Origin of the sequence: Treponema zioleckii (assembly GCF_014737315.1) — a bacterium.
Taxonomy (GTDB): Bacteria; Spirochaetota; Spirochaetia; order Treponematales; family Treponemataceae; genus Treponema_D; species Treponema_D zioleckii.
In genome coordinates, this window is record NZ_JPUF01000135.1 from 1 (window position 1) to 1,849 (window position 1,849).

Below are 1,849 nucleotides of genomic sequence, written 5' to 3' on the forward strand. Positions count from 1 at the left end.
AACAAGCCAACTTTAATTAAAAAAACAACTTGCAGCGTTTGCTAAAATCCGCAAATCAACAGACCTTTTTTCAATAATTATCCGCGCAGCGCGGATAATAAGACCAAACCTCGTGCTCGTCGCCGTGCTTGTCGCGACGAGTGCGAAACACTTGCAAGTTGCCCCCACCCAAGCGCGAGTTTTCGTAAGAAAACTTGCGGGAAACGCAATAAGCCAACTTTAATTAAAAAAAAATCAACTTGTAGCGTTTCCGTTAGTTCCCAATTAAATCAAATTCATTATAGGCGAGAATAAACGGTCCGACGCCTTTTGCATCGTCTTGCACGATTGGTTCGCTCAAATAATATTCGAACGTACCGTCGCGTCGAGTGTTTTTTTCTGGACCTAAGCCTGCTACGAGACAGATTCCGCCTAGACCTAGCTTGCCGTTGTCAGTGGTTAAGTATTTGTTGCAGATGCCTCTGAATGCTTTTACGCCGGCTGCCTGAAATTCAGTTTCTTCAAGAATCTGCGTCCTGAATCCTTTGAGGAGCGAGTAGGCAAAAATCGCTGTTCCTGAGGTTTCAAGATAGTTTTCTTTTCCGTTTGCGTCTTTTTGATTCGGCTTGTCAGGAACTTGGAACCACATTCCGCTTTCGTCCTGATATTTGAGCATTGCCGTCTGCAAGTCAACGAACATCTTCTTTAAGTGATTCCAGTTCTCGCTGCCACGGTCTGGAGCTTTGTTCAGCGTGTCGAGCATAGCCATTGAGAACCAGCCCAAAGAGCGGAGCCAGAAATTTTTGCTGAGCCCGGTTTTCTTATCTGCCCAGAAAATCGATTTTGAACTATCGTAACCGTGATAGTAAAGACCTGTTTTTGGGTCTTTCATAATTTTTTCAACGTTAAAGAACTGATTGTAAATATCATCTTTATTTTTTCCGCCGTTAAAAAGCGAGTCGTATTCCATATAAAAAGGCTGACCCATGTAGAGACCGTCGAGCCAAATCTGATTTGGGTAAATTGCCTTGTGCCAGAAATTTCCTTCGCTTGTGCGTGGCTGGTTTTCAATCTGATCGTAAAGTTTTTCCAGGGCTTTTTTGTATTTTTCTTTTTTTGTGAGCTTGTAAAGTGTTATGAGATTTTTTCCGCCGTTGATTTCATCAATATTCCAAGCCTCTTTGTTGTATCCGGTGATTGTTCCGTCATCGGCGATTCTAAAGTCTTCATAATAATCTGCGAATTTTAGAAATTTTTCATTTTTGCTGGTTTCGTAAAGTTCAAGAAGTGCCAGAATCATGCAGCCGTCAATGTAATCCCAGCCGGATTTGATTCCAGCTCTTGCTTTTTCGATATTCCAAACTGGCAGTTCGGCAGTTGATTTTGTCATCAAATCGTCAATGTACTGTTCAATTACTTTTGTGTCCACTGTAAAACTCCTGATGCTTTTATTTTTGGTTTGCGTGGAATTGCAACCAAAAATCCCACCTAAAAGCAGAAAACATAATAAAATAATCTTAGAAACTCTCATTGAGTTTTATCATACTATTCTAAAATCGATATAAAGTGAAGTAAGATTTTAAGACTAAAAAGTCTTGAATAATGCAAAAACTGTCTAATTCTTCGCTCCGTGGCAATTTTGTTTCGTTGGTTTGAGGCAGCTTTCCGTGAGATTGTGCTGGTTGTGGTTTCGACTACGCTCAACCACCGGGCTTTTTCAGTTCATCTGTGACCCATCCGTGTCTATCTGTGTCAATCTGTGTCAAAAATTACCAGCTAATTCTCGCTTGGTTGTGGTTTCGACTACGCTCAACCACCGGGCTTTTTCAGTTTATCTGTGCCCCATCTGTGTCCATCTCTGTTCATCTGT

At 41.3% G+C, this 1,849-nt stretch carries 1 protein-coding gene; it reads right to left on the reverse strand.

What is annotated here, in order from left to right:
* Positions 1–253 precede the first annotated feature (253 nt).
* On the reverse strand, positions 254–1,408 hold the full coding sequence (locus JI65_RS16840) for a glycoside hydrolase family 88/105 protein (RefSeq protein ID WP_197971975.1): 1,155 nt from the start codon (positions 1,406–1,408) through the stop codon (positions 254–256).
* Positions 1,409–1,849 lie beyond the last annotated feature (441 nt).